The following is a 25,046-nucleotide window of genomic DNA, read 5'->3' as shown; positions in this document are numbered from 1 at the left end:
GTGGTCTCGTTGGCCTTCCTGTCTGCCTATCGTTAGAGCGTCGCTTGGCCACACTGACTGCAGAATTTTGCTCCTGCGCTCAGCAACGAGCCACAGGCGGTGCAACCACTCGATAGTGGTGTTCCGCAGTTTAGACAAAAGCGTGCTGACGGATCGTTGGCCGTCCGGCACTGCCTGCAGCCCTGCAGATCTTTAATGGGGGCTGGAGTGGCATGGCGCCCGCCGTCATACACCTGGTTGCCGCCGTCGCAGCCCTGCTGCCGGCCATGGCGATCGTATTGCTCGGCCCCATGTCCCCCGCTGTGGTGCTTGCCTCCACCGTGGTTTCCACGGCCATGGTGCCCGCCCAGGATATTTTTGAAAAAGCTCATGGTATTCGCCCCTCATTGATGGGTGACATATTAACGAGCAAAAGTTGAAAAGAATGTTCTGCTCGCGAGAAAGACTTGTAAGTTAAAGTGAAAGTTCAAAATTAGCCTACGTCAAAACGAAGCCGTTTTGTTTGTGAAATTAAATTTATCTAGCTGAGCGGTGCTCTGCGTTTAATAGATGGTGTCGCCCTAATTTTTATCATAGCCTGGTCGATGGCAATTAAAACAGCAGTTATTGCATTTCTGTCAGCATTGTAATCACGAGGTCATCGTGTCGTTATCAGGCGCCGGAAATAATGCGCTCAGCGAGATTTATTTCTCTTTTGTCCCTATGCCTCACACATTCTAAGCGTCTCCAACGCCTAGGCCCTAAGGCCTCTGGCGCTCCGCACATTGCGCAATCGCTCAGCATCTGTCGATGGTTTGCCAAGCAGCTCCCGCTAACTCCACAGCTAACGCATGGATAAGCAGCCTCTCAGAGTTTGATAATGACACCTTCAAAATCCATTGTTCACACCCTGTTAAGTAAATGGATCTTTGCTATTCGCACTGCCCGACAGGAAGGCATCAGCACTAATCTGCTCATTGGGCTGGTAACTCTTTGGTTGCTGCTATTCGCGAATGCTGAGCTCTGGAGCGTGCTCTGGAAGCTGGTATTCAAAACCGATGAAGTGAACTGGCTGCTAGCAGCTAGCCTCCCAGTCATAGTATTCGCATGGGTGTTTACGGTTCTGAGCTTGCTGTCATGGGCGCGGCTGACCAAACCTTTTCTATGTCTCGTACTGATCAGCGCGGCTTTTGCGAGTTACTTCATGAATGCCTATGGCATCGTGATCGATTACACAATGTTCACCAACGTTGTGGAGACAGACGTCGCTGAGGCAACCGAGCTGCTGAATTGGAAGCTCGGTCTGTGGGTCGCAATGGTTGGGGTGTTGCCCGTCTACCTGATCTCCCGGGTTCCCCTCCGGCGCAAGCCTTGGGCCAGAGCTTTGGTCAGCAGGGTCATTGCTCTGTCGCTCGCTCTGTTGACCTTGTCTGGCATCGTGCTGAGTCAATACCAGTCATATGCCTCCTTGCTGCGCAACAATCGGGAGATCCGACTGATCCTGGTACCCACCAACTTGTTTGCGGCTGGCCATGGTTACCTGAAGCGCCAGCTGGCCACACCTAAAACGCTGACGGCCATTGGAACTGATGCGGTAGTTAATCGACAGGGGGCGGCCCGTAAACCTAGGCTGCTGGTACTGGCTGTAGGAGAGACCGCCCGCTCCGCCAACTTCTCCCTCAATGGCTACACCCGTGAAACGAACCCGGAGCTGGAAAAACGCAACGTCATCAGCTTCTCCAACGTCAGCTCCTGCGGCACCGCCACCGCAGTTTCGTTGCCATGCATGTTCCTGGATGTGGGTAAGGCCGAGTACAAAGATGGCTTGGCCAAGAGCCGAGAAGGGCTGCTCGACGTGCTTCAACGCGCAGGCATTAGTGTCATGTGGACTGACAACAACTCGGGGTGCAAAGGGGCCTGCGACAGGGTTCCCAACCACAAGGCTGCCTCTCACGCGGATCCCCAACTTTGCACCAGCGAGGAGTGTAAGGACGGGGTGCTGCTCTCGGAGATGCAAGACTTCATCAAGCGTCAAGAAGGCGATGCTGTCCTGGTGCTCCACTACAAAGGTAGCCATGGCCCGGCCTACTACAAGCGCTACCCCGCGCAATTCAAGAAATTCGCGCCGGTGTGCGAGACCAACGAGCTCGACAAATGTAAGCAGCAGGAAGTGCTCAATGCCTACGATAACTCGATCCTTTACACCGACTACGTTACAGCCGGGCTGATCGACATCCTGGCAGCGAACACCAAATTCGACACTGGGCTCCTGTACGTTTCTGACCACGGAGAATCACTGGGTGAGGGTGGGCTCTACCTGCATGGGCTGCCTTATGCGATGGCTCCTGAAGAGCAAACCAAGGTGCCATTGGTGCTTTGGATGTCCGATTCTCTTGCGAAGAGTGAAAGGCTCAACGTCGGCTGTTTGAAAGCTCAAGCAAGCTCACCTCTTAGCCACGACAACCTGTTTCACACAGTGCTCGGGATGATGAATGTCCAGACGTCCTCGTACCGCTCAGCCTTGGATTTCACTGCCCCGTGCAAGCCCTTGCCAGGAGGCTCTTACTCAGGCCTCTAAGACACGAAGTAGGATGGCCCCTCTGGGATGCCAAGTGCTTCTGCTCCCGTCCGCTTTGACAGCTATAAGAAGCTGGACTAACGTATGCGTCCGGGCATCACATCTTGCGTGATTAAACCGGCTGCCACTTATGCGGAAGCAGCAGCTCGATTTCACTCGCCCGCTGCGTCGGTAAACGCGTGAGAACATCCTTTAGATAGGCGTACGGGTCATGACCATTCAGCCGCGCAGACTGGATCAAACTCATGATCGCTGCCGCCCGTTTTCCGCTACGTAGCGACCCAGCGAAGAGCCAGTTTTTGCGTCCAAGAGCCCACGGCCGGATCTGGTTCTCCGCCCAGTTATTATCAATGGGGACGGCCCCATCATCGAGGTAGCGCGACAGCGCTGCCCAGCGTTTGAGACTGTAATCGAGTGCTCTGCTGATGGCCGAACCTTCGGGCACAAGATCACGCTGGGCGATCATCCAGACATGCAATCTATCCATCACCGGAGCGGCTTTTTCTTGTCGTATTCGGCACCGTAAATCCGGTTCCAGATCACGCACTTCGCTCTCGATTTCGTACAGCAACTGGATGTAGCGCAGGGCCTGCTCGGCGATCTGGCTTTTGTTGGTCGCGTGCAATTCGAAAAACTTGCGTCGGGCATGGGCCATGCAGCCGATCTCGGTCACGCCGAGTTCGAAGCTGGCCTTGTAACCGCCAAAGTCGTCGCAGACCAACTTACCTTTCCAGCCTTGCAGGAAGTTGCGAGCATGCTCACCGGCGCGGCTGGGGCTGAAGTCGTAGACGACAGCGGCTGTTTCGCAGAACTGGCTCGTGGCGTAAGCCCAAACATAAGACCGGTGGGTTTTCTTCGAACCTGGAGCAAGCATCTGTACCGGTGTTTCATCCGCGTGGATGACTTGCTGTCCCATCACTACGTCACGCAGGGCATCGACCAGGGGCTGTAATTGCACACCCGTCATTCCAACCCATTGAGCCAAAGTGGAGCGTGGAATCGCCAAGCCGGCGCGACCGAAAATCGATTCCTGGCGGTAGAGCGGCAAATGGTCAGCGAACTTCGCGATCATGACGTGGGCAAGTAAGCCTGCCGTTGGGATACCTTTGTCGATGACCTGCGCCGGTACGGGCGCTTGGATCAGCGTTTCGCAGTCATCGCAAACCCACTTGCCACGAACATGGCGTTCGACGGTGAACACGCCGGGTGTGTAGTCCAGCTTTTCGCTGACGTCTTCACCGATACGCTTGAGTGCGCAGCCACAAGGGCAGCGAGTGTTGTCCGGTTCATGATGGATCAACGTGCGTGGGAATTCCGCCGGCAATGCCGTGCGCTTGGGCTTTTGCTTTTTCTCGGTCGTCGCTGGCGCTATTTGCAAGGCTTGAAGCTCGGCCTCAATCGCCGCGATATCGGTATCGATCAGGTCATCGAGCAGACTGGCCTGCTCAGGATTCATCTGCTCGCTACGCTTGGCAAACTTCAAACGCTTGAGTTGCGCGATTTCGTGGGTCAGTTTCTCGATCACCGTTTGATCGCGGTTGATCTTCTTGCCCATGGTGTCAACTGTCTTGCCCATGGTTTCAACCGTCTTGCCCAGGGTCTCGACTTGCGACAGCAACTGCGCAGCGAATGCACGTAGCTGGTCGGGAGTCATTTGATCGAGATTGGGTGAGGACGTCATGCCGTGGATTTTACCAAAGCAGGCCACTTGCGACAGCCAGCCAAGACGCTAATTACAGTTTTTAAAGCAGCGTGATTGCACCGCCGGCTCCAACACGTTGCCAAGGTAGTCCGAGCACTAAGGCCTGAAGTTGTTCGGTATCCAACTGCATTTCGCTGCTTTGTCGAAGGCTTGGCCAGTGAAACTTGCCCTGGTTCAAGCGACGTGCGGCCAACCAAATACCAATCCCATCGTGTACCAGCACTTTCATGCGATTGGCCCGGCGATTGGCAAACAAATAAGCGCAGTGCGGCTTCGCCGCACCGAAGACCGCGATCACTCTGGCTAGCGCGGTCTCGGTACCGGCGCGCATGTCCATGGGCTCAGTGGCGAGCCAGATGGCGTCGATGCGGATCATCGCAACAGATCTCGCAGAAAGGTGGCACAGGCAGCGGCGCTTTCGGTCGGCCAGTTCACTTTCACGGTGCCGCGCGGGTGTGGGATTTCGAGGCAGATAGTCGATGACGTGGCTTGCGAATTTGCTCCGGCTAACTGCAAGGGCAGCGGAATGAAAGCAGGTTGCAGCGCCATGGCTTTCTGCGTTTGCACTCGAATCCATTTATGGACGAGGTTCGCGTTGAGGCTGTGGCTCAGCGCAACGCTGGCAATCGAGGCCCCGGGCTGGGAACACTCTTGAATGACCTGGGCCTTGAAGGATTTGGAGTAAGAACGGCGTTGTGGCTGCATGAAAGACCCGCTTATAAAGGCTAGAAATGGTGTCCACTTAAATCAGGTGGACACCATCGCCTTTGGCGTCGGGGTCAGGAAGGTGTGTTGGCCGGACGCATACGGACTAACTACATAGCAGCACCCACCAACCCAAGCGATAAAGGAAATCTCGCATGAGCATCAAGCCAGGCCCTAAACGAACTAACGAAGATGGCACTCCGGATAAAAGGCAGCGAGTCACGCCTGAGAAGCAGAAGGACCATCCGGACCTGAAACCCCACAAGCACAAAAAGGGGGAGTAGGTTAACAAGGCAGCTCCCGACTGCGGGAGCTGCCTTTAGATGACGGCTTCAAGGGGAACTTGAAGCTATCACCACAATGCAATGTCGTACGTCAGATACAAGCGGTAGTTATCCCGGTCGCTGCTGTACGTGCTCCTGGCCACTGCATATCGAAACTCAGCCCCCACACCTTTGAAGAGCCCGTCCTGGATCACATATTTCAGGTTCGTATTGGACTCGTGCTCCCGGGCTTCCTGACCACGATAGACCCCATCCTCGCCCTTGTAGTAGCGGGTCATGAAGCTCAGTCCAGGAATTCCCATGCTAGTAAAATCGTAGTCGTACCTCGCCATCCAGGTCCGCTCTCCGGGCTGAATGAATTTGCCAACGCTAGCATTGCTGAACGAGTAGACCGTGCTTACGCTCACGTACGGAAGTGCGGTGCTGCCATCAACCTTTTGATATCCAGCACTGAACGTGTGGCCACCCAGACGATAACTGAGTAAACCGCTAAACATATCGCTATCAACTACACCATTACGGGCTGCGCCAGCATCATCACTGATAAAGTAACGTAGATCGCTAGTTAGCTTGCCTGGGCCAAGCGGCAGTGTGTAAACCAACCCGAAAAATTGTTGGCGGTAGAAATCCCGAAGTTCCCCGTAGTAGCTGCTAAAACTGAGCTGTTTGGTGAGGTCGTAGCGCATCCCCGCAAAATCAAAGTCCGTACCGCCACCTCCGGAATATCCCTGAGGAAATATATCGACGCTATCGGTAGAGTTTCGGGCTTTGAATTTGTCTAGATGCCCAGCTTGAAGGTACAACCGATCAACACCGGTGTACTCCGCTTGGGTACCTCGGAACGTTTGAGGTAGTAGTCGACCATCGTTGTAAACCAGGACGGGGATTTTGGGGAGGAGAGTGCCACCACTGACCAAAAGGTCATTCCATTTGGCCTTAGCGGTAATGCCAAGACTCGAATATTCGCTAGCTGCCCGACCATCGTCGTGGACCGGCAGAAGGCCTGTCCCCGCATGCTTAGCGCTTGAGTCGAGCCGGATTCCTGAAAGTCCCAGTGCCTCCAAACCAAAGCCTACAGGTCCTTCGGTGTAACCTGACTGTAGCTTGAGCAGAAAACCCTGCGCCCACTCTTTGCGATCTTCGCCCCCATCACGAAATCCATCATTGAAATAGTAATTTCGCAGAGCCAGCCGGCCCTCGGAGTCTTTGAAGAAGTCTGCTTCAGCAAAATTGGGGAACAAGCTAGCAATGACGCTTGCACACGCGAGTGTGCGCGATGTTGTGAGGGTGTTCATCGGAAATCTCTGCTGTGTATTGTGATTTTTGGCAGCATCAAAATGGAGCGACCCAGTACTATCCATCGCAGATTACGCAGCGTCATGCTGGACGGGATTCACTCATGCGGCGGACACTAACCCGTCGTGGAATCGGCAACAACGTTATGAGTAATACGCATGAGGCTATGCGTTTAGTTGGTAAGAAACCTCGGAGTATCTTGTGAACCTCAAACAACTCGAAGCTTTTCAAGCCATCATGACAACGGGCTCTACCATCGGAGCTGCTACCCGTATGGGCTTGTCCCAATCGGCCGTCAGCCGCTTGTTAACTCAGCTCGAAGATCACTTAGGCCTCGCGCTCTTCCTTCGACGTAAGGGCAGATTGATGGCGACTCCTGAGGCGGAAGAACTCCTTGGACAGGTGGCGGAGCTCGTAGACAACCTCCAGCGCGTACAACGCATGGCAGATGAGCTGAGACTGGGTCATTCGCGCCGGAGTCTGCTCAAGGTTGCAGTACCGACCAGCATGTCTCAACACTTGCTACCGAGGATCGTTGCCGAATTCATGCAGGGCCGTGAGGACGTCGTCGTAGAGGTCATCACCGGCGGATACGATGCGCTGGAAAGGGCCGTACTCGACAAAAGCGCTGACTTCGCTTTCGTGCGTTTGCCTACGGAACTTCAGCATTTTGAAGTGCTACCGGTACTGGAGACCGAAGGGATGTGCGTCATGCACCAAAGCCATCCACTGGCGGAGCTATCGGAGGTCAGTCTCGAAGCATTGCGGTATGAACCCCTCGTGCTTCTGGGGCGGCAAAGGAGCCTTCGATCTGAACTCGACCTGCGTTTCCGAGAGGCTGAAATTACCCCTCAAGTTCGCGTAGAGGTCCACTCGGTCAGTGCTGCTTGCGCATTCGTTGCAGAGGGTATGGGGGTCTCAATTATCAATGGTCTTTTGGCCAAAGAGTTTGGTGGCCTTCCTTTGATCGCCAAGCCGCTGAGACCTGCGCTTTGCTATCGTTTTGGCCTGATTTTCCGCAAAGACCAGCCACGCTCTTTGCTGGTTGAGAGTTTCGCGGAGCACATGCGTAACAGGCTCACAGAGGTGAATGGTTCTACGCCAACGCAATAAATTGCATAGCCCAACCCGATTTACTCATAACGTTGAGTGACTGCATCCGATTGAACTAGTGTGCGCCCTGTAGCCCTGGGCCCCTACAAAACAATAATCGAGATCGCGCACCATGAACCTACCTCATGCACCGGCGGCGCAAGCCGCGCCTGCTGGAAAAGCAGACATCCCTCGCCCGGCCAAGCAGCTCAATCCTGCGTTGATCCTGTTGAGCATTGTTTTCATGGCTCTGGCCTTCACCTACTTCGTCGATTCAGGCCAGTTCCAGCGCAAAGACATCGCTGTTGTCCCCGGTTCGTACCAGACCTTGGAAAAGGACGCCTCTCTAAGCCAGCTATTTTCCACAGAGCCGCGTGCCACAACCGATTCTGCTGCACGTCCGGTCTCCTTGGTTGAGGCTTTCATGGCCATTCCACAGGGCATCGAGAAGCGAGCCGGCCTGATCTTCATGGTTTTGTTCATCGGCGGAATGTTTGGCGTGCTGAACAAGGCCGGGGCAATCGATGCTGGTCTTGAGCGGATACTTGGCCTTACCCGGGGCAACATCTACGTGCTGGTACCCTGCTTGATGCTGGTGTTCTCGGCCGGTAGCACGTTCATGGGACTGGCCAAAGAGTTCATCCTGATCGTCCCGCTAATGGTAGCGATGGCCAATCGCCTGGGGCTGCCCAACATTGTTGGTCTGGCGATCGTGGTGATCTCGGTGAAAATCGGCTATCTGGGTTCGATTACCAACCCCGTGGCATTGGCGGTTGCCCAGCCGCTAGTGGGCGTTCCAATGTTCAGCGGGCTGAATATGCGTGTGGCAGCCTACTTGGTGTTTCTGCTGGTCGGCATTGGCTTCGTGTTAATGACTGTACGCCGACTGGGTTACGACGCCAGTGCTGAGTTTACTTTTAAGCGCACACCGCTAGCGCCACGCCACAGTCTCAACCTTCTACTGCTGGGAGCGGGCGTCGCCTTCCTGGTTTATGCCTCCAATCGCTGGCACTGGAAGTACCCAGAGTTGTCTGCGTACTACTTGGCGATGAGCATGGTGTTCAGTGTGGTGGCTGGCATCGGTGCCAGCGAGGCTGCCGGCGCATTCGTCGACGGAATGAAGAAGGTGCTAATGGCCGGCGTGCTGATCGGTCTCGCCACTGCGGTGGAGATCATCCTCAGCACTGGCCAGGTGCTCGACACTATCGTCAACAACCTTTCCAACCTGGTCAGCGATCACGGCCCTCTAGTTTCGGCGTACGGCATGTTCTTCGCACAACTCGGGCTGGATGTCCTGATCCCGTCCACGTCGGGGCAAGCAGCAGTGACCATGCCAATCTTCGGACCGTTGGGGCAATTGTCAGGTGTGAGCGCTCAGACCACTGTGTATGCCTTTTTGCTGGGCAATGGTCTAACAAACCTGATCACTCCTACCTCAAGTGGCCTACTAGTGCTGCTTGCGACCGCTCAAGTCGGATGGGGTCAATGGGCGCGATTCATCTGGCCGTTGTGCCTGGTATTCGCGGCCATCGCCATGTGCCTCCTCTCCATTGCCGTTCTGACCGGCTACTGAAATCTCGGGCCGCGTATGCGGCCCTACTGCTTTGAGTGTCAAACATGCAAATCCTCAGAAACCTGATGGTCCCGATGCGCGATGGCGTTCGGTTGGCCACCGATGTCTACCTGCCTGATGAAAGTACCGGCGTGTGGCCAGTGGTGATCGAACGCACTCCATACGACAAGAGCAAGCCCTCACGCTCGGAGAAATGCCTGAATGGTCATCACTTAGGGCGTGAAGAGATGGCCCAAGCCTTTGCCGAACATGGCTTCGTCACTGTGTTTCAGGACTGCCGCGGTCGCTACGCCTCCGAAGGCGAATTCATCAAGTACGTCAACGAAGCAGAAGACGGCTACGACACTTTGGCCTGGTTGGTCGAGCAGCCTTGGTGCAATGGGAAGGTCGGAAGCATGGGTCTTTCTTATGCAGCCCATACTCAGCTCGCTATGGCCTGCTTAAATCCTCCAGGGCTGAAGACGATGGTGCTGGACTCTGGAGGCTTCGCCAACGCTTATCAATGTGGCATCCGCCAAGGAGGCGCATTCGAGCTCAAACAGGCCACATGGGCATACAAGCAGGCCAAGGAAAGTCCGGCAGCCAAAGCCGATCCACTATTGCGCGAAGCATTGGAGCAGGAAGACATCCGGCATTGGTTCGCCCATATGCCGTGGCGTCCAGGATTTTCACCGCTGCGTCATGCGCCAGCGTATGAGGACTACCTGTTCGACCAATGGGGCCGCGGCTGTTTCGATGCCTATTGGCAACAGTTGGGCATTTGCGCCGATCACTATCGCAGCAACATTCCCGATATTCCGGTGCTGCACATGTCGAGCTGGTATGACGCCTATGTCAGCTCAACCCTGGATAACTTTGCTGCCTTCGTCGCGAACGGTAAGGCACCACAACGACTCGTGATGGGCCCTTGGCTGCATGGCGACCGCAACATTAGCCACAGCGGCGATGCCGAGTTTGGCCCAGCCGCCGCTTTCGATGGGCAAGTGGCGCAGGATTGGCTGTCCTGTCGTATTGAGTGGTTTGTAAACCATCTGCAGCTACAGATCACTGCACCAGCCCAACAGGTGCAGGTATTCATGATGGGCGGTGGTAGTGGTCGCAAGCTTCAGGACACGCGAATAGATCATGGTGGTCAGTGGCTTGATGCACAGCAGTGGCCATTACCTGGCAGCCAGCGGTTGGATCTTTATCTTCATCCTGACGGTCAGTTGAGCAAAGGGGGGCCAGCGGCAACCGATGCTGCTTGCCACTTCCTCGCCGATCCATCTAATCCAGTACCGACCATCGGCGGCGCGCTGACTTCCGGCGCTCCTGTCTTCGAAGGCGGAGCGTTTGATCAGCGAGAAACACCACGCTTCTTCGGCGCGCGCGGAGATGGCAGCGCCATCTGCCAGCGCAGCGATGTGCTGTGTTTCGAAACTGAGCCGCTTGAAGCTGACCTTGCTGTCGCCGGTCCGGTAACGATCCAGCTGTGGGTCGAGACCGACGGCTTAGACACTGACTTTACCGCTAAGGTGGTCGACGTCTATCCGCCAAGCGATGACTTCCCAGAGGGGTATGCCATGAACATTACAGACGGCATCATTCGTTGCCGATACCGGGACAGCTGGAACGATCCGAAGCCGACGGTACCTGGGGAATGTTTCAAGGTGCAGATCGAACCGTTTGCAACCTGCAACCTGTTCAAGCGCGGTCACAGCTTGCGCCTTGAGATTGCCGGCAGCAATTTCCCACGGTTCGACGTAAACCCCAACAGCGGTGAGCCGGAAGGCTGCGCGAACAAAAAAAGGACTGCTCGAAATACCGTACATATGGGGGCTAAGCGGCCCTCCAGGATTCAGCTAACGGTCGTCCAAGCACCAGCTGGTAGCTGATAGCGGTATAGAGCTATCGCTTGGCAGCAGTTCTGGACAGCTGCCGAGCGCTGTCCCTGTAAACCAGTTTTTTTACCTGTTAACCACTGTAGTTAACAGGTAAAAAAATAGGTTTACACGATGCTCACCTCTACCCGTTCGACACCAGCAAATCGCCTAGCTCTTCACGGGCCATATCCACTCGGTCCATCCTGCGATAGGGATGATCAACAGGCATTCGGATGAGGCTCTCGAACCAAGCCGGATCGAATTTGAGCACCTGCTTGTGAATGTGCTCAAGCTCACCTTTGCGAAGCTGGGACACTACAAACTCCATGCTCTCAACCAGGCCGGATTCCTCGTTATCCTTAGAGATCCGGTGGCGGATGAAACTCATCTTGAGATCGAAGTAGGGGCCTTTCATCCCAGGAAGGCTCTTCGCCTCCAGCCGGCCTTTGGTGCTGATTTCCGCCCCTGGCACTTGAGACTCTATCGCTTTCACAAGCTCAGCATTCCCACCTATCTTCTGGCCAAAGAGCCGAGTGGCGTCCGACATATAGGCGAAGATCCATGGCACGTTGCGTAGCGTCGCACCGGTATAGAGGTAGCCGCGCTCCCCTTTGTAACGCTGCAGCATGCCTCGCAAGGCTTTCTCCGAGAGCACCACCTGGGTTTCCTTCTCCAGGATGTAAACCACGCGGTCAAACTGTTCTATCAAAAGCCTGAGAATCTTCCGCGGTACGCCGTCAAAACCGGTTTTTCGGTCGGTCTTCTTGTGCTGACGGGGCTGGAAGTATGGGCAATCGTTACGGGCCTCTCCATCAAATGGAGCGATACCGCGAATGCTCTTCGTCGCGTGCTTTCCGAAGGGATTTTTTACGTTTGGGGGTAACTCATACAGCCCTACCAGCTGGACAGGGTTGTCGCATGCCGGGCACACCGCGAACTGAGCCAGCTTGCCCGCGCTTCCGGGCTGATACCACGGCTCCCTGCGGAAGGTCTCAGACTCGAACCGATCCTTGTCTATGGTTTTGCTTTCAGTGTCTTCAATGCGGAGCTTGTACACATCCATCTTTGCCAAAACCGTATCAATAGAGGGTTTATTGATCGTACCCAGCGAAGTTCGGTAGCAGGAAGGCCTATCTGCCCCTTAGGTGGTCACCCTCCGGTGGCAGGCCTTGCCAGAAGCATGGGATTACCCCGTAAGGAGTCTGTGAGCCCCAGAAACAACTAACCCCCTGGTGCGCAGTGCAGGTCTGGGACCCGCCCGAGGCGTGGAGGCTATTCTTGTAGAGAAAATAACACCTGCCACGGAACGGATCAGTTGGTAGGCAGACCAGCCGTCAGCTATGGCCCAGCACCGTCGATCAAGGCCGCTCAATCAGCAAATCGTCGTCTTCTATGGCGTCTCCAAAACTGAACCAGTCGTGCAGGCTGTAATGCACGAAGTCTTCATCCTCCGCATCGAGCATAGTGAAATTCTGCAATACCGTGACATCCGCCCCCGAAGTACAGCCCCTCGTTGAGGTTTACGAAATGCTCCAGCAATTCGTTCAGCTGATCATGCAACTGACTTGTAAGCCTGGCGTGCTCTCGCTTGGTCTAAAAACGGAACATCACTTCATGCGCTTCGGGCGGGGCGCGAACTGGTCCCCAAGTTCTGCTTTTTTGAGGCATCCACTGGGTAAGCCGGCCACATGATTCGGAGGTGCAGATGTCAAGGCTCGGTAACCGACTTAGACGGTGAGACAGGCGTCGCGATCCCGGATCGAATGGCTTCGGCAGTAGGAGGGGGGGTGATCCAGTGGAGCATGAGACCAGCCAGGATGCTTGCGAGGGTGTTTACTGAGATTGTGACGAGAGCATTGCGCATTTTGGAGCGTCCGTTTCTGAAGTGGACCTCTATTTAATGCGCATAAATGGTGTGTCATTACCACCTACCAAAAAAATCGTCGCGCCCCAGAATGGGAATTCGCATTTGGCGACGATTCACGTTTATGCTCCTGCCACAGGTCGACTACAGCACAGTCAGTTGGCTAACCAGGACTCAACCACCTCGGCACCGTACTCTGCCTTCCAGGCCTTCAGAGTGCGCTGATTGCCCCCCTTCGTCTCAACGACTTCTCCGCTATGCGGGTTCTTGTAGGTTTTCACTACTCGTGGTTTCCGTGCAGGTTTTTGTGCAATAGATCCGGAATCTACGGGCTGCGGATCAATGATCTGGATCACGTGACGCAGGCTGTAGCCGTAATCGTTGAGCAGGTTGCGGAGCTTCGTTTCGAATTCCATTTCCTGCTTCAGGGCGGAATCATTCTTCAGTGCTTCCAGTTCGGCGAGCTGCGCGGCGAGCTGTTGTTCGAGAAGGCGAAATTCAGCGAGACGGGACATGAGATTCTCCAAGAAGTGGCCTGAGATTTTATCAGGCTAGACAGAAAGCGTGCTAAGTATCTTGTGGCCTAAACAGCCCTGCAATAGAGCAAAATCCAGTCCCCCCATTGGCGCTTGGGCAATCGCTTCGCGGCATTAGCAGGTGGTGATCAGCTCTGGTGTGAGGTTTTGCTTGAGTCCGGGAAGGCCGTTGCAAGGTCCATGCGTTCAGCTTCTTGAGTGATTTGAGCGAGTAACTCTGCCACTGCTCGGTTCTCTTTGAGGGCATAGCTCCCAACCAGTAATGTGATCGGATGAACTCCCAGCACTGGTGCGATGGTGTCCAGTTTCTCGATGGTCGGGACGTATCGTCCCCTTTCCAGCGTGCTGATGTAGGTACGACTGCTCACCGTCGCGAAGTCTTCTTGGGTCAGCTTTTGCTGGACTCGCATCCACTTCAGAACCCGACCGAATGCCTGTCTCAATTCCACTTTGCATCTTCCGCAAAAGGAAAGATGAGGCACCCGTGAACAGTATATGACTACAATGTATGCTGTTCATTTGAGAGGGGGTCATGATGTTTATCACCAACCGATGGGCAGAGGTGGATCGCTCCTTCGCCTGGCTGGCTGAGGATCAGCAGGCTTGGCATTTCGTGGAGCAACGGCTGTCATCGCCATGGATTCACATCACGGTGACGAGGGAGCGGGGAGAGGACACGTGTGTGGAGGTCTTCTTTCTGGAGGACATGCGTGGGCTGGAGCAGTTCACGCGTTTAACCCTGAATGGTGCCGTTGAGTTATCCCTTCAGATTGTTACTCCCGGGTGGATGAACGGTAGTAGCGGGTGGGCGATGGAGCATCTGGAGGTCATTCATGAAAGCGAGGATCGTTTGTACAGGTGTTACACCGTTCAAGGCGGTCGTCGGTATTACCAGCCTAACAGCTCCGAGTGCCGTGAGTATGGCTTCTTCAAGGAACTTTACAGACGAGGATAGCTGGTGAGTCAGCTCGTGGTATCTTCGAAGTATCGTCTTGGGTCAATTGCATCCTCGGTCATTAGCTGAGCGGCTTTGACGATTGTCTGAATTAATCGATTGTTCTCCATGCGTGCTTTTTGTAGCTGTGCTTCGAGAGCATAAATTCTCGCATCACTATTTTTACGCCCGACCTTTTTGAAGTCTTTAAGATGGGTCTGAGTGGCCGTATATAAAGATCGTATTTCCTCATCTCTCCAGAGCGTTTGACGACTAACACCCGCCTGCTGGGCAAGGCCACTTTGGGTGAGCGGTTCCTGAACCCGTCCGGCCTCATATTCGGCGAGAATGGACCGCACGTGGTCCTTCCATTTTTTTTCCTGCTTCATGATGAAGCCTTCTTAGGTTTTGAGTAAGCTTCTAAGGCCGTTTTGCAGCTCGTAACCATATCCATCACAAACAGAACGTGCTGATCGAAAGCGTGAGTATTATCGAGCTCAGCCTCAATACTAGACGTGATGTCAGTTTGGTTGTCAAAAATTGCCCTCAAAATTTTCTCGTACTCGCTGAGTAAGCTCTCGATAGCGGCCTTTGCTTCCAGATCATCAGGGTTCAGGTGAAAGGATTTACATCCAGAATCTGTACCGAAGCCTCTGATACACATGAGGCCCCTGTCGCACGGACTGATATAGAGCTCACGTGTACACCCGCCCCAAGGCGTTAGGTTGAGAATGCTGAGTTTCTCGATGATCATCTCTTCGATTTGTTCGTCAGCGATTGACTCCTCCCGCCATCGGATTACTAGCCTGCCCAAAAAGTCTGGGGGAGGGTCAACGGCCAAGTATAAAGATCTCACATATTCTGCTCGCTCTTTGGCAGTACGGTAGTCATATTGACGGCTTTGGCGTGGGGTTCGCCCCATCCATAGGTCCACAGCTGTTTCAGAGGGACCAGAACGAAGAATTGCCGTGGTAACCCAACGACGGATTTGATGAGGAGTGATGGAAAAGATTTCACCGTCTTGCCCTCGTAGGTCAAGGCGCTGAAAGATTGTTTTTTTTGAGGAGTTCGAAGAGAGATAGTTGTAGAGATCGGCTCTAAATAGGGGGCGGGGGATGATCCCTAGCTCAGATATCGAGTCAAACTGGTTTTCCCAGATTACAAGTAAGTTGTCACTCAGCTTGCTAGGATAACCTTTGGCAGTGTGCTTCGCATGATAAGGTGCTTCACTTCCATCACCAGGCATTGAAAATTGTTCTTCAAAATGGCGTCGCAGGTGAAATCTGTATTTATCTTCTAAAAGGCGCTTGAGCAGTCTGATATCTATGACCAGGGATGGTACTCCCGCCCCGAATCCTCTTTGAGATAACATAAGTTCTCTGATGCTTGCCCACTCATTCCGGATGTCGAAGAGTTGCGCATGTGAAGGATTGTTTCCAGGCTTGAAAAGCCCGTCGTGAACCATTCCCTTGAGAAAGGTGCGCAGGTGATCTACAAACCATTTGCTCTTTTTTACTGACGCCTCGGAGGATTTTGTGTGTTTTGCAATGTCAATGACGGATACGCTATAACAGTTCTTTTTGTACTCATTGAGAAAATTAGACCAATCCCAATTATGCATTCGTTCATCTATCCAAATTGCGATTCGAGCGGCCGTTATTCTAGGGAGTTCAACGCTGCTGCTGTAAAATCGCCCACCACTGTAGAGCTCTTTTGGAGATACGGGGAAGCACTTACATATCTCCTCAACAAAGTAGTGATGTTCTACGGGCAGATCCAACGATGAGAGTTGATCCACCGCGCCGGGATCTAACGGATGGTTAGCGCGATAGGCTGCGAGTGCTTTATCTATAAATGAGAAACCATTGGTTTCAATGTCAAGAGCACGCTCTCTAGCATCCTGAGTGACAGCCAGCAAGTACTCGTACGCTTCGGTGAGTGGTGCGCTCCATAGGTCTGCGACGGGTACGGCGTTGGGGATGCAGTTTTTTTCTACAGGCACTCGTACGAACGTCGTGTGAGTGTTGGGATCTTGGAAAAGGCAACTCTTTGGAAGATTCGCGATCTCACCAACTCTCAAACCGAGCGCCATTCCAAAGCAGGTCGCCTCAAGTCGAATTCTATCGAAGCCCGCAGTTGGCTCCAAATGTGGGTTCTGCTTGATCAACCACCTGGCTTGTGCAATCCCTTTGTGCAAGTCAGAAGAGTATAGATTTTCTTCTCTTTGCTGAAACTCTCGTGATGTGAGTTCAAGCGCACTATGAGTCGGGTTGGGTATCCCAGTTTGCCATTTGATAAACCTATCGACGAATCGCAGCAGTACTCCATCGACCATTACGCTAAGTTGGTTGAGGAAATCAACAAATGCCTTGAGGGCATTTGCTCTATGGTAAATGGTAGAGTCTGAACGTCCATGCCTGATCGAGTCTACGGTGCGGTCGAAGACTTTGCGCGTTATGTCGCTCCACTCAATGTTTTCGCTATCCATTACTGCGGATAGATGCCTAATCGAGGCCATTCTGCCGATAATCAGCTCTGCTGACGGATGTGCCAGAATTTCTTTAACTATAAAGCAGCGCGCAAGCTTGCCAATCACTAGCGGGAGAGGGGGTTGGTCTTGATTTCGCCTGTTGAGAGGATCGAGTGATGTGAAGGGAATATTACTCGATCGATACTGCCATACCTTGCCCTCGAAATCTCCTGCTACTAATCCGTTGGCCTTGAGGTCATTAAATTGTTGCTCTGCATGTTTGTATCGGTCGTCTAAGACCATCATTGATATGCTCATTCTTTCAACTCCTTCACAGCAATGATTACTGACTTAGCGCCGTGAATTGCTGCTTCGACCTGTTGGGCCATAGCGCCAGTGGAATTGCTCCCGAGCATCTGCTGGAATTTAGTGATGTCTGCTAAAGCCCCTTCATGATTAGCATGACGGCTAGGTCTGAATTTAGGGCATGCATAGCAAGTGACCGTCGGGTGGTAAGGACATGGCTCTTCAGAATTGCATGATCCTAAGCCACTTATTGGCCTTAGCGCGGATCTGTCAGGGATTTCTTCCATGAATTTGCCGCACCACATCTGCACGGCTGCATTGATCTCCGGGCTTGCCATGTGGGTCGTATTTATGAACTCTTGCAGCTCAAGGTTGTAATGGAAGTAGTGCTTTATAGAGTTCAGATTTGAATGATCTAAAGCTTCAGCGACCTCTTCAGGGGATGCACCGGAAAGAACCATTGAAGTAGCCTTGGTCCTGCGCAGTCGGTACGCGGTGATCCGCATGAAGGGCTCTGTTTTTTGTATGGGTCGATGAGGGTCTGGTAACTGGAGTATCCAAGTGAGAGATGTTAGCGCATAACTTATTCTATGGTTGTCGAGATGTAATGTGAATGGTGTCAGCTTGGGGTTGGTGAGGAAGCGTAAAAGGCGGTTTTCGGTTGTGTACGCCGAGGGAAACAACGGCGTAGGAAGTACTGGAGTGCTTATTCCATGCCTGGCACATATCGCGTTGATTTCCTTCGATGCGGCATTGCATTGGGTCTCAGCTAAAGTGCACTGAAGTTCTACTGCCTCTGCAGTATCGTTAGCGATGTAACGTTTTACCAGGTTGCTCGGATGCCTCCTGAGCCTTGAACGTCTAATTCCTTTAACACTCGGCACCTTTACAAAGGGGCCGCCCTCATCGATCCCGAAGTCAGTAACCTGCATTAGGGCCAACTGTATAGGGCGAAGAGCCCAGTCGCGACAGAGCAAAAAAAGCGTGCGTTGGGCATGAGTGATGAGCGGATTGTTGGCAAGCTTCATCTCAATGTTCGCGAGTTGTACGCGAGTGAAAGGGCCAAAGTCATCATCTCGCATCGTGACTAAATGCCTGTTATCATGCGCCTTTACTGTAAGCTGTGATAGTTCAAGGCTGTCATGTTCGTTGAAGCCTGGGACTTCTTCATCCAAGCACCATCGATAAAATACTCGAAGAGCAACTAGCTCCTCATACCAGCTTGATGCTTTTAATCGAGTGCATTCACGTACAGCAAATGTCGATAACCTATTGCCAATAGTATCCGCGTCATTTCCCGAAAATTTATGCTGGGCCAGAAGCCGCTGGACGACAATCAGAGGCCTAAGGTCGATGTGGGTTTGGAGTCTGTCGATGAACCACCCTCTGAGTAGCCACTCAACTAACAAGTTAGAATGTAGGGGCTTGCTCCACGCAATATTCATCGGAGCACACCCGACAATCTCTACCGTTATTCTCTCAACCCACGCATCATTGTTGTGAATTGTTATAGCCTGACCGAAGGTGGATTTGACTGTGGAAGGAAAGGCATCGGCCTCGATGCCGAAGCGACATTCAATCTCGGCTACGAGTTCGGCAGGCGAAATTTTAATCATCTTCATTGCCTCGAAAATTTGAGCTGTCTGAGCTTCTGATTATTTCGCCGAGCCGATCAGATATGGCCTGTCGAGAGTAGCGCTGAACACTTTCGCTGCTGGGGCTCCATCCGCCCAGATACGCCAGAGCATCTTTTACATTAATGCTGTTGGCGCCACTTTTTTCAAACTTTTTGCGAGCTATATTTGCCCCTGTCGCCCTCAAGCCGTGCGGATGAATTCGTGTTGAAAAGTTTGGCAAGCCGAGGCTGGCTGCAACGGTACGAAGAATGGTGTTTACGGTTCGCGCAGATAGCCGTCTCCCGTCACGGGAACTCACGAATAGGGCTGTACAAGGTCTTTTTGGTTTGATCAGTTTAGGGCGATGATCGGAAATGTATTCGTTCAGAACCGCGGCTACCGATGCGGTTATGGGGACTATCCGACCGCGCGTCTTGAGACTAGCCCCGTCCAGTCTCCGCTCCCTGTTGATATCGCTTGGGCGCTTGATGCGTATTGTAGGTGAGGGACCAAGGTCAACGTCGTCGAGTTCTATGAGAACCACTTCGCCACGCCTGGCAAGTGTTTCAAGCATTACTAAGAACAGACAGTAATTGCGTGCCTGTATCTGTTTACTTTGGAATGGGTTCCTAAAGTCATCAGGACTGAGCACCCCTTTGAATAAGGCTTGTCCGCCGGAGTCAAGTGGCGTTGCTGGTAGCGGCGGTTCTGATTGATATGCAATCTTGGTGATTTTTTTTTGAAGATTTCGCAGATTCTTGGCTTTGTTTTTTTCCGCTTGGCTTTGCTCAAGTAGACCTAGTCGATTGAGCTCAACGTAGTGCTCGAAGGAGAAATCTATGAATGATTTGACAGCTTCGAGTCGTCGGGTGCATGTCGATTGGCTCGCACCCGCACCGCGTTTGGTGGAGCAGAGGCGTTCGGCCAGCGATGTCAGTTCCGCTGAGCTGAACACCGCTAGGCGCTCAAGCTTCGCTTCCAGTGGAGAACCTCGGCTGAGAGCCCACTCGTACGCGATAGCGATGTCACGTAGGTAATTTTCGACGGTATTGAGACGCGATCTGTGGAGCAAATCCTCCGCCCAGAGGTTTGCTAGGATCACTGGAACCCCCTGCACCAGCAGGTATGGCCTGAGGCCGCTGGAGGCAGTACGAATCATTCGGATCTCGCAGAAAGGGACGTCTGGCATCGGTAGCTCCAGATCTGCAACGTTTCCGAACATATACCATAAGTGTCACAACCATCCGTCCGGGAATGTAGAGCCCAGCGCAGCTGATCGAAAATTGACCAAGTTGCTGCAAAAGGCCTTGGAGGCGGTGGATGTGCGCGTGTTGGATCACATCATCGTTGGAGATGGTGACCCGCTGTCGATGGCTGAATACGGGTGGATATAACGACACCCGTATCTAGGAGCGAGCTTGCTCGCGAAAACCTGATGATCTCGCGGGGCACCAGGATTTTCGCATTATCGTTAACGATCTTCGCGAGCAAGCTCGCTCTTACAGTGCAAGGTGTTGCGCCTTACGGTTTGACACTGACTTTCGAATAATCCTGACGCCCGAACGGGCTCACCTGATAGCCCTCGACATTCTTGCGGGCCAGGGCAAACGCCGTCGGATGTGCCAGCGGCAGCCACAGGGCCTGCTGCTGGATCTGCGCCTGGGCCTGTTGATACAGCTTGGTGCGCACGCCTTGCTCGCTGGTGGTCTTGCCGGCGCGGATCAATTTATCCAGCGCGGGATCGCAATAGCGGGCGAAGTTGGTGCCGGACTTCACTGCTGCGCAGGAGAACTGCGGGGTCAGGAAGTTATCCGGGTCGCCGTTGTCGCCAGCCCAGCCCATGAACAGCAGGTCGTGCTCGCCGGCCTTGGCGCGGCGAATCAACTCGCCCCATTCGATCACACGGATTTCGGCCTGGATGCCGACCTTGGCCAGGTCGGCCTGCAACAGCTGTGCGCCAAGATTCGGGTTGGGGTTCAGCAGGCTACCGGTAGGGCGAGTCCATATCGTGGTCTTGAAGCCGTCCTTGAGCCCGGCACGGTCGAGCAGCGCCTTGGCTTTGGCGAGATCTTGTGGATAGCCCGGCAAATCCTGGGCATAGCTCCAGGTGTTCGGCGGGTAGACACCATTGGCTGCTTCGCCGGTGCCTTCGAATACGGCCTTGAGGTAGCTGTTCTTGTCAAAGGCCAAGTTGATCGCCTGGCGCACCTCGGGCTTGTCCAACGGTGGGTGCTGGCTGTTGATGGCGACGAATGCAGTCATGAAGGCGGCGGTTTTTTCCACCTTCAAGGCTGGGTCTTTTTCGGCCTCGCCCACATCCAATGGCTTGGGCGAAAGAGCGATCTGGCATTCATCGCGGTGCAGCTTCTGCAGGCGTACGTTGGCATCCGGAGTAATGGCGAAGATCAAGTTATCCACCGCCGGCTTGCCGGCGAAGTAGTCCGGGTTGGCCTTGTAGCGCACCACGGCATCTTTCTGAAAACGCACGAAAACGAACGGACCGGTGCCGATTGGCTGGCTGTTGAGCTTCTCGGGAGTGCCGGCCTTGAGCAGTTTATCGGCATATTCAGCCGGGTAGATCGAGGCAAAGCCCATGCTCAGCGACGCAAGGAAGGTGGAGTCGGCGTGGTCGAGGGTGAAACGCACGGTCAACGGGTCAAGGGCGTCAATCTTCTTGACCAGTGCCGGCAATTGCAGGGATTGGGCGTGGGGGAAGCCGCTCTGGGCGATCTTGTGCCACGGGTTGGCCGGATCAAGCATGCGCTCGAAGCTGAAGCGTACGTCTTCGGCGGTCAACGTACGGCTGGGGTTGAAATAGTTGGTGCGGTGGAATTTCACGCCCGGGTGCAGCTTGAAGGTGTAGGTCAGGCCATCGGATGAGACTTCCCAACTGTCCGCCAGGCTCGGTACCAGTTTGCCGCTGGCTGCGTCGAAGTCCACCAGGCGGTTCATCAGCACGTCTGCTGAGGCATTGGTGGTAGTCAGCGAGTTGTACTGCACCACATCGAACCCCTCGGGGCTGGCCTCGGTGCAGACGCTCAGGTTGGTGGCCGCGATAGCTGTCGGCGCGATAAAGAGAGGAGCAAGCAATAGCGGTAGGGCAGCGAGGCGCATATTCGGTTTCCTGTGCAGATCGAAGGCCCATCTGCGAGTGCAGTCTGGAAAAAGCCTACCGTAGAGGTCTGATTGATAAATGACTAGCCCATTTTTGCCTGTGCTTTTGGCCAAAATGCTGTTTTGATGGCGCCTCAGCGCGTTTCGCCGTGTACTTCGCCGTGCCTGTGGGCGCTGTAAATCATTCTGTGCGACGAGCGGTCGGCTGTCACAGCGGCCCCTCCTGGCAGTGGTTCAGGCGTCTGCCACTAAGATTTACGGTGGTAAAAACACACGAGCTGTTGTTGCACTGGGGTCTTTCTGGTATAAAGCAGCGCTCTTTTCTAGGGGCCCGGTTCCTTCGCTTGTAGGTGTAGCCGGTAAGACCCTAAAGAAACGCGGCGCCTGGCGCCAAATGACTGAGAGATTAAGCGGCCAACCCATGCCGGGTTGGGCATGTGGTTTTAGAGGGCTGAGGCATGTCGAGAGTCTGTCAAGTTACCGGTAAGGGTCCGGTGACTGGGAATAACATTTCCCACGCAAATAACAAAACCCGTCGTCGTTTCCTGCCGAACCTGCAGCATCACCGCTTCTGGGTTGAAGAAGAGAAACGTTTTGTTCGCCTGCGTGTATCTGCCAAAGGCATGCGTATCATCGACAAGCGCGGCATCACTGTCGTGCTGGCCGAAATCCGCGCCGCTGGCAAGATCTAAGGAGCTCTATCATGCGTGAATTGATTCGAATGATCTCTAGCGCCGGTACTGGTCACTTCTACACTACCGACAAGAACAAGCGTACTACCCCGGACAAGCTCGAAAAGAAAATGTTCGACCCGCGCGTTCGCAAGCACGTGATCTACAAAGAAGGCAAAATCAAGTAATTGATTTTCTTCCTTGTGAAAAAAAGCCCGTATCTCACGATGCGGGCTTTTTTTTGCCTGTGATTTGCTGATCAGGCTTTTTGTTCGAATACCACATAGATCTTGCGGCACGGCTCCAGTACTTCCCAGGTACCGCTGAAACCAGCGGGAATCACAAAGCGGTCGCCAGCACGCAAGGTCTTGGCGTTGCCCTCGGCGTCGCGCAGCACCGAAACCCCCTGCACAATCTCGCAGTACTCATGTTCGGTGTAGTTGACCTTCCATTGCCCGACTTCGCCTTCCCACACCCCGGCATTCATCTGCCCGCACGGACTGTTGTAGTGGTTATAGAGCGTCTGCTCCGGATCGCCCTTGAGAACTTTTTCGGCGGCGGGGCGGTAGCGGTCGGGGGCCGTGTTGGCTTGGCTGAAATCGACGATATCCTGGATGCTCATTTGCGTGTCCCGTCTGGCCTGGGGTTGGAGAGCCCAAAGTCTATGTTTATTAAAATGAACATCGCAAGGGCGTTTGCCGCCGTTATGTCAAATATATTGAAACATCCCCAGCCGCTGGTTTAGGGTGGCAGCTGCCTTGAGCCGAACAGCAGGCTGGCCGGGCAAGAATTCGTAAAGGTGCCGGGTTGAACCCCAGGCCCCTTGTATTCAATAAGAGGAGGACACTCGCATGACCACCCTGACCCGTGCCGACTGGGAACAACGCGCCAAGGATCTGAAGATCGAAGGCCGTGCCTATATCAATGGCGAATACACCGCCGCCGTTTCCGGCGACACCTTCGAGTGCATCAGCCCGGTGGATGGCCGCTTGCTGGCCACCGTTGCCAGCTGTGACGCCAGCGATGCCCAGCGTGCCGTGGAAAATGCCCGTGCCACCTTCAACTCCGGTGTCTGGTCGCGCCTGGCGCCGGCCAAGCGCAAGTCAGTGATGATCCGTTTCGCCGCGCTGCTCAAGGCCAATGCCGAAGAGCTGGCGTTGCTTGAAACCCTGGACATGGGCAAGCCCATCAGCGATTCCCTGAACATCGACGTTCCGGGCGCGGCGAATGCCCTGAGCTGGAGCGGCGAGGCCATCGACAAGATCTACGATGAAGTCGCAGCTACTCCGCACGACCAATTGGGCCTGGTGACCCGCGAGCCAGTCGGCGTGGTAGGCGCCATCGTGCCGTGGAACTTCCCGTTGATGATGGCCTGCTGGAAACTCGGTCCGGCGTTGTCCACCGGTAACTCTGTGATCCTCAAGCCGTCTGAAAAGTCCCCGCTGACGGCCATCCGTATTGCTGCCCTGGCCGTTGAAGCCGGCATTCCAAAAGGCGTGTTCAACGTATTGCCGGGCTATGGTCACACCGTGGGCAATGCCCTGGCAGTGCATATGGACGTCGATACCCTGGTATTCACCGGTTCTACCAAGATCGCCAAGCAACTGTTGATCCGCTCCGGCGAGTCGAACATGAAGCGTGTGTGGCTGGAAGCCGGCGGCAAGAGCCCGAACATCGTGTTTGCCGATGCGCCGGACCTGCAAGCGGCCGCTGAGTCTGCCGCTGGCGCCATCGCCTTCAACCAGGGCGAAGTCTGCACCGCCGGCTCGCGCCTGCTGGTGGAGCGTTCGATCAAGGACACCTTCCTGCCGCTGGTAATCGAGGCGCTCAAGGGCTGGAAGCCGGGCAACCCGCTGGACCCGGCCACCAACGTCGGTGCACTGGTGGATACGCAGCAGATGAACACCGTGCTCTCGTACATCGAGGCCGGTCACGCCGATGGCGCCAAGCTGGTCGCAGGCGGCAAGCGCACTCTGGAGGAGTCCGGCGGCACCTACGTTGAGCCGACGATTTTCGACGGCGTGACCAATGCCATGAAGATTGCCCAGGAAGAGATCTTTGGCCCAGTGCTGTCGGTGCTTACGTTTGACAGCGCCGAAGAAGCCATCGCCATCGCCAACGACACCCAATACGGCCTGGCCGCGGCGGTGTGGACGGCGGATATCTCCAAGGCGCACCTGACCGCCAAGGCCCTGCGTGCCGGTAGCGTGTGGGTCAACCAGTACGACGGCGGCGACATGACCGCGCCGTTTGGCGGGTTCAAGCAGTCGGGTAATGGCCGCGACAAGTCGCTGCATGCCTTCGACAAGTACACGGAGCTTAAGGCGACCTGGATCAAGCTCTAAACCTGCAGAAAACGCCGCAGGCAAATGTGGGAGGGGGCTTGCTCCCGATAGCGGTAGACCAGTCACCCCATGCGGTGGCTGATACCAAGCTATCGGGAGCAAGCCCCCTCCCACACTGT

General features: G+C 54.4%; 23 protein-coding genes and 1 pseudogene. 10 read left to right on the top strand and 14 right to left on the bottom strand.

Translation table 11 applies throughout. The features are described 5' to 3' along the window. Window positions 1-32: 32 nt before the first annotated feature. The gene (locus tag BLU48_RS32445) at window positions 33-233 is read right to left on the bottom strand and encodes a zinc ribbon domain-containing protein (RefSeq protein WP_223255137.1); all 201 of its coding nucleotides are present in this window, start codon (window positions 231-233) and stop codon (window positions 33-35) included. Here BLU48_RS32445 and BLU48_RS32440 point away from each other — a divergent pair. Together BLU48_RS32440 and BLU48_RS27525 are read left to right on the top strand one after the other, a co-directional pair. Continuing rightward, on the top strand, window positions 213-419 hold the full coding sequence (locus BLU48_RS32440; RefSeq protein ID WP_003253464.1) for a hypothetical protein: 207 nt from the start codon (window positions 213-215) through the stop codon (window positions 417-419). The two genes, BLU48_RS32445 and BLU48_RS32440, sit on opposite strands and share 21 nt — an antisense overlap. A gap of 440 nt (window positions 420-859) precedes the next feature. Then, window positions 860-2,557 carry a phosphoethanolamine transferase gene (locus BLU48_RS27525; RefSeq protein WP_003253466.1) on the top strand — a complete coding sequence of 566 codons (1,698 nt, stop codon included), beginning with the start codon at window positions 860-862 and terminating at the stop codon, window positions 2,555-2,557. A gap of 112 nt (window positions 2,558-2,669) precedes the next feature. Here the strand turns inward: BLU48_RS27525 and tnpC are convergent, their stop codons facing one another. The 4 genes from tnpC to BLU48_RS27505 all read right to left on the bottom strand — a co-directional run bounded on the left by tnpC (window position 2,670) and on the right by BLU48_RS27505 (window position 6,543). Then, the gene (tnpC, locus tag BLU48_RS27520; protein WP_041476245.1) at window positions 2,670-4,238 is read right to left on the bottom strand and encodes an IS66 family transposase; all 1,569 of its coding nucleotides are present in this window, start codon (window positions 4,236-4,238) and stop codon (window positions 2,670-2,672) included. 61 nt (window positions 4,239-4,299) lie between these two features. Further along, window positions 4,300-4,635 carry an IS66 family insertion sequence element accessory protein TnpB gene (tnpB, locus tag BLU48_RS32435; protein WP_014335806.1) on the bottom strand — a complete coding sequence of 112 codons (336 nt, stop codon included), beginning with the start codon at window positions 4,633-4,635 and terminating at the stop codon, window positions 4,300-4,302. Further along, window positions 4,632-4,964, bottom strand: a complete 333-nt coding sequence (gene tnpA / locus BLU48_RS27510; protein WP_014335805.1) for an IS66-like element accessory protein TnpA — start codon at window positions 4,962-4,964, stop codon at window positions 4,632-4,634. The genes tnpB and tnpA overlap by 4 nt, the downstream gene beginning before the upstream one ends. A 352-nt stretch (window positions 4,965-5,316) precedes the next feature. Further along, on the bottom strand, window positions 5,317-6,543 hold the full coding sequence (locus BLU48_RS27505; protein WP_009682006.1) for an OprD family porin: 1,227 nt from the start codon (window positions 6,541-6,543) through the stop codon (window positions 5,317-5,319). A gap of 202 nt (window positions 6,544-6,745) precedes the next feature. Here BLU48_RS27505 and BLU48_RS27500 point away from each other — a divergent pair, with 202 nt between their 5' ends. The 3 genes from BLU48_RS27500 to BLU48_RS27490 all read left to right on the top strand — a co-directional run bounded on the left by BLU48_RS27500 (window position 6,746) and on the right by BLU48_RS27490 (window position 11,083). Then, window positions 6,746-7,657: a LysR family transcriptional regulator gene (locus BLU48_RS27500; RefSeq protein ID WP_003253472.1), complete on the top strand. Its 912-nt coding sequence runs from the start codon at window positions 6,746-6,748 to the stop codon at window positions 7,655-7,657. 112 nt (window positions 7,658-7,769) lie between these two features. Beyond that, window positions 7,770-9,209, top strand: a complete 1,440-nt coding sequence (locus tag BLU48_RS27495) for a YfcC family protein (RefSeq protein WP_003253475.1) — start codon at window positions 7,770-7,772, stop codon at window positions 9,207-9,209. A 44-nt stretch (window positions 9,210-9,253) separates the two neighbouring features. Next, entirely contained in the window at window positions 9,254-11,083 is a 1,830-nt protein-coding gene (locus BLU48_RS27490; RefSeq protein WP_003253477.1) for a CocE/NonD family hydrolase, read from the top strand. Window positions 11,084-11,213: 130 nt separating this feature from the next. Here the strand turns inward: BLU48_RS27490 and BLU48_RS27485 are convergent, their stop codons facing one another. From BLU48_RS27485 to BLU48_RS27475, 3 genes are all read right to left on the bottom strand, one after another. Continuing rightward, window positions 11,214-12,134 carry a hypothetical protein gene (locus BLU48_RS27485; protein ID WP_003253479.1) on the bottom strand — a complete coding sequence of 307 codons (921 nt, stop codon included), beginning with the start codon at window positions 12,132-12,134 and terminating at the stop codon, window positions 11,214-11,216. Between the two features lie 956 nt (window positions 12,135-13,090). Continuing rightward, entirely contained in the window at window positions 13,091-13,450 is a 360-nt protein-coding gene (locus BLU48_RS27480) for a histone-like nucleoid-structuring protein, MvaT/MvaU family (RefSeq protein ID WP_003253484.1), read from the bottom strand. Window positions 13,451-13,599: 149 nt separating this feature from the next. Next, window positions 13,600-13,920 (bottom strand): helix-turn-helix domain-containing protein, encoded by a 321-nt coding sequence (locus tag BLU48_RS27475; RefSeq protein WP_003253486.1) that lies wholly within the window; start codon window positions 13,918-13,920, stop codon window positions 13,600-13,602. Between the two features lie 83 nt (window positions 13,921-14,003). Between BLU48_RS27475 and BLU48_RS27470 the strand changes: the two genes are divergently transcribed. After that, window positions 14,004-14,426: a hypothetical protein gene (locus tag BLU48_RS27470; protein WP_003253488.1), complete on the top strand. Its 423-nt coding sequence runs from the start codon at window positions 14,004-14,006 to the stop codon at window positions 14,424-14,426. 8 nt (window positions 14,427-14,434) lie between these two features. Here BLU48_RS27470 and BLU48_RS27465 read toward each other — a convergent pair whose 3' ends face one another. The 4 genes from BLU48_RS27465 to BLU48_RS27450 are packed head-to-tail and all read right to left on the bottom strand — an operon-like array spanning window position 14,435 to window position 19,956. Further along, on the bottom strand, window positions 14,435-14,794 hold the full coding sequence (locus BLU48_RS27465) for a hypothetical protein (RefSeq protein ID WP_003253491.1): 360 nt from the start codon (window positions 14,792-14,794) through the stop codon (window positions 14,435-14,437). Further along, entirely contained in the window at window positions 14,791-17,193 is a 2,403-nt protein-coding gene (locus BLU48_RS27460) for a hypothetical protein (RefSeq protein ID WP_003253492.1), read from the bottom strand. Before BLU48_RS27460 ends, BLU48_RS27465 begins: the two co-directional genes overlap by 4 nt. Further along, window positions 17,190-18,797, bottom strand: coding sequence for a site-specific integrase (locus BLU48_RS27455; protein WP_003253494.1), 1,608 nt, complete (start codon window positions 18,795-18,797; stop codon window positions 17,190-17,192). The genes BLU48_RS27460 and BLU48_RS27455 overlap by 4 nt, the downstream gene beginning before the upstream one ends. Further along, window positions 18,790-19,956: a tyrosine-type recombinase/integrase gene (locus BLU48_RS27450; RefSeq protein WP_223817826.1), complete on the bottom strand. Its 1,167-nt coding sequence runs from the start codon at window positions 19,954-19,956 to the stop codon at window positions 18,790-18,792. The genes BLU48_RS27455 and BLU48_RS27450 overlap by 8 nt, the downstream gene beginning before the upstream one ends. 73 nt (window positions 19,957-20,029) lie before the next feature. On the opposite strand from BLU48_RS27450, the pseudogene BLU48_RS27445 reads away from it, so the two are divergent. Next, window positions 20,030-20,191, top strand: a pseudogene (locus BLU48_RS27445) (JAB domain-containing protein); the annotation flags it as partial. A gap of 127 nt (window positions 20,192-20,318) precedes the next feature. On the opposite strand, the gene BLU48_RS27440 reads toward BLU48_RS27445, so the two are convergent. Further along, entirely contained in the window at window positions 20,319-21,911 is a 1,593-nt protein-coding gene (locus BLU48_RS27440; protein WP_046070086.1) for an ABC transporter substrate-binding protein, read from the bottom strand. 458 nt (window positions 21,912-22,369) lie between these two features. On the opposite strand from BLU48_RS27440, the gene rpmB reads away from it, so the two are divergent. Both rpmB and rpmG read left to right on the top strand, forming a co-directional pair. Further along, window positions 22,370-22,603: a 50S ribosomal protein L28 gene (gene rpmB / locus BLU48_RS27435; RefSeq protein WP_003176907.1), complete on the top strand. Its 234-nt coding sequence runs from the start codon at window positions 22,370-22,372 to the stop codon at window positions 22,601-22,603. Window positions 22,604-22,614: 11 nt separating this feature from the next. Beyond that, window positions 22,615-22,770, top strand: a complete 156-nt coding sequence (gene rpmG / locus BLU48_RS27430) for a 50S ribosomal protein L33 (RefSeq protein ID WP_003176906.1) — start codon at window positions 22,615-22,617, stop codon at window positions 22,768-22,770. A 71-nt stretch (window positions 22,771-22,841) separates the two neighbouring features. Here the strand turns inward: rpmG and BLU48_RS27425 are convergent, their stop codons facing one another. Next, window positions 22,842-23,204 (bottom strand): cupin domain-containing protein, encoded by a 363-nt coding sequence (locus tag BLU48_RS27425; protein ID WP_046070085.1) that lies wholly within the window; start codon window positions 23,202-23,204, stop codon window positions 22,842-22,844. 229 nt (window positions 23,205-23,433) lie between these two features. Between BLU48_RS27425 and BLU48_RS27420 the strand changes: the two genes are divergently transcribed. Then, complete coding sequence (locus BLU48_RS27420) at window positions 23,434-24,927, top strand: aldehyde dehydrogenase (RefSeq protein WP_057022703.1); 1,494 nt, start codon at window positions 23,434-23,436, stop codon at window positions 24,925-24,927. Window positions 24,928-25,046 lie beyond the last annotated feature (119 nt).

This window comes from Pseudomonas synxantha, from assembly GCF_900105675.1.
In the GTDB taxonomy this organism is placed as follows: Bacteria; Pseudomonadota; Gammaproteobacteria; order Pseudomonadales; family Pseudomonadaceae; genus Aquipseudomonas; species Aquipseudomonas synxantha.
Note: the sequence above shows the minus strand (reverse complement) of the source record. Positions and strands in the feature narration are given on the sequence as shown.